This window comes from Leisingera sp. (genome assembly GCF_034669605.1).
Taxonomy (GTDB): domain Bacteria; phylum Pseudomonadota; class Alphaproteobacteria; order Rhodobacterales; family Rhodobacteraceae; genus Leisingera.
In genome coordinates, this window is record NZ_JAXMOX010000339.1 from 1 (window position 1) to 2717 (window position 2717).

General features: G+C 60.8%; 4 protein-coding genes. All 4 read right to left on the reverse strand.

The genetic code is table 11. The annotated features are described in order from the left end of the window. Window positions 1–1423 (reverse strand): TraC family protein (locus tag VOI29_RS23865; RefSeq protein WP_323784312.1); only part of this gene is annotated, 1423 nt, incomplete at its 3' end. Further along, window positions 1420–1644: a hypothetical protein gene (locus VOI29_RS23870; RefSeq protein WP_323784314.1), complete on the reverse strand. Its 225-nt coding sequence runs from the start codon at window positions 1642–1644 to the stop codon at window positions 1420–1422. The genes VOI29_RS23865 and VOI29_RS23870, both read right to left, overlap by 4 nt. Further along, the gene (locus tag VOI29_RS23875; RefSeq protein ID WP_323784316.1) at window positions 1644–2033 is read right to left on the reverse strand and encodes a TraV family lipoprotein; all 390 of its coding nucleotides are present in this window, start codon (window positions 2031–2033) and stop codon (window positions 1644–1646) included. Before VOI29_RS23875 ends, VOI29_RS23870 begins: the two co-directional genes overlap by 1 nt. Beyond that, on the reverse strand, window positions 2030–2717 hold a 688-nt coding region (locus VOI29_RS23880), incomplete at its 5' end, for a TraB/VirB10 family protein (protein WP_323784318.1). The genes VOI29_RS23875 and VOI29_RS23880, both read right to left, overlap by 4 nt.

Consider the following 2717-nt stretch of genomic DNA (forward strand, 5'->3'; position numbering starts at 1 on the left):
GCATGAACACTGATTTACCGGCACCGGACTTGCCGACCACGGCGGTGTTGTAGTTGCCCGACGAACGGAAATTGTCCCACTGGAACACCTGCCCCTGGCGGCCGGCCAGCAGCATTCCGGTTCCGCGGGCATTGCCCATCCACTCCCCATGCACTGGCAGGAAGGCCATTGCCGCTGTCGATTTCATAAGCCGCATACGCATCTGCCGCCCGAAGTCGGACATCATCCGGCCCGAGCAGCCAAACGGCAGGCTGGCAAGGAACAAGGGAAGCTGCAGGAAAGTGTCTTTGGAGAGTTTGATCCGCTGGCGCCGGTAGATGGATTCCACCTCGCCTGCCGCCATCTGCGCCTCTGTTGCACCGCCCCTGGCGTAGGAAACGATAGTATAGAGTGTTTCAAAGAGGCGTTCACCCGCTTGGATTTCAGCCGCCAGCCCGTCCAGCTCTGCCTTTTTCTCCGCGAAATTCGGGACAAACTTGCCAAAGGAACTGTTGGCAGCGTGTTCCGCCATGCCCCGTTTCTTCAGAATGAACGCCCCGGCTTTCTGCCCTGGCATCGCCTTCAGCGTGAACGATGTCAGCACCGGGCCGAGCGGCCGGTCCATCAGCCGGGCGGGATCGCCGTTCAGCGCCATGCCAAGACCAAAGACCCATTCCGGCGGATAGGCATTCACCGAAGAGACAGTTGCCGCCAGCTCAGGTGTTCCGGAGAATTGAAGGGCCTGGCTGCCTACACGCAGGGAAGCGCCAGGCAGCTGGTAGTTGAGCGGCATGTTGTCGTCATAGGCTTCCTGGTCCCAGTCTTCACCGCTCCCTTCCGGCCGGGCAGCGTGGAACAGCTCCCTCAAAAGGGCGAGAAAGCGCGGCGGCTCCACATCCATCGACCAGCTGGCCGTGGCGAACACGTTCCTGAGGGCTGAGCGCATGGACTTGAGGCGCTTTTCGTCCTCAATGCCAAGCTCTTCCCCTTCCTGCCAGACCGCGACGAAGATGTGCCTGTCGAAGGGGATGGCACGGGCACCATCCTCATCAATGCCGAACCGCATGTCCTGAAGGTGGGACACCCGCTGACGGACCATTTCGTCAATCAGAGCCGACCGGCCAAGCCGCGCCGATTTCCAGCGCCCGGCAACCGGCTCAATGGCCGGAGAGGTCCAGTTCAGCACCTGAAAAGTGGCGCCGGACGGCAAGTTGGCGGCAATGACACCGCCGATGTTCTCAGCCAAATCATTTTGACCGATCGACGCGCCCACTTCCATGAGGAAGCCGCTGCCGTGGGTAAAGTGGTAGAGCTTGTGTTCCGGATCATAGACCCGCCACGGCAGAATGTCGGAGAGCACATCACCCTCCATCAGGTCAGGCTCTTCCTCTGTCCACGGGACATCCCCGAACAGACCGTCCATTATGTCACGAACAATTTTCATTTCCTGCCCCTCTGACGGCGTTTTTGGCCCAATAGGGTATTGCGTGGAAAAGAGCGGCTTACGGCCTCTACTGCTTGCCAAGCCTTGTCACGGAAGTGGCGAACTTCCTCTACAGGGAGCCACACCGTCACTTCGACAAAACCAGCATTGCGGCGCTCTTGCCTGATCGAAACCATGCGGGCTGCTTTTTCGCTCAGGCTTGTTAAGTTGGTTTTGCTCATTACTGCCGCCACTGCCCTTCCTGGATTACCAAATGCACAAAGCGCGCCTCATGCATGATCCCGCCTTCATCAAGGATCGGCGCAATCCAGAGCGTTCCGACGACTTCCGGAGAGCGGTAGGCCGCAGCGTTGTAGGGAAAACCGCCGTCCGGCAGGCCGGTGAAGGCCCCTTTACCGGAGAACAGCGGGTTCTGCGCGAGGCTCTTCACCGCAGTATCTTCGGGACGTTCCTGAACAGACGTCACCGCTGCGGTTCCAGTGCCGTCCACCGCACCGATAGTTGTACAGGGCGACCCTTGCTGCGCTTCACACAGAAAGTCTTTTTCCGTGTTCGGATTGGCACAACCAGCGGCCAGCGCGATCAAAATCAGGCTTGCGAGTTTCTTCATTGGCCCAGCTCCACCCCTTCGAGAAACACGAGCTCGACCTTGGTTCCGCCATAGAGGGAGACCACCGGCTGATACTGTTCGGCCCGTTTGATGTAGTAATCTGCCAGCGTGCTGGCCGCTTCTTCCGCTCCGCCGGCCAGTGTGCCTGCGCCTGCGCTCTGCAGGATCTGGCTGACCGAGGCGTTTTCCTGGCTGAGAGACGCGGTAGCCCCGGCGCTCAGCCCTTTGCCCAGGCCGCCCAAAGCCCCTGCAATGGCCGCATTCCGGACGTTGGCACCTTCACGGCTCACGACGTGCCCGCGCACGCCCTCCTTGCCGGACCCTGCCATGTAGCCCGCAACTTTGGTTTCCAGGACTTCCCCCTGCCGGTTTACGCAGGTCATGGAGATCAGGCGCACCTTGACCCGTTCCGACGACAGATCGCCGGTTGCAGACCCCTGCACAGTGCAGCCCTTCAGGTTCACCCGCGCGGGCTGACGGTTTCCAAGCGCTGCGGTCACCGCGGAGCCAGTAATCCGGAACAGAACCGGAATCGGATTGTCCCGGTTAGACACATTGGTGGCCGCATCGGCGCCCGAAAGGACAATTGCTGGCGCGTAGCTGCCTGCCGGGAGGTAGCTGCCCAGGCGGCGGATCTCGCGTTCTTCCGTTTGCGGCTGCTCGATGGCGGCGAGTGTGAAACTC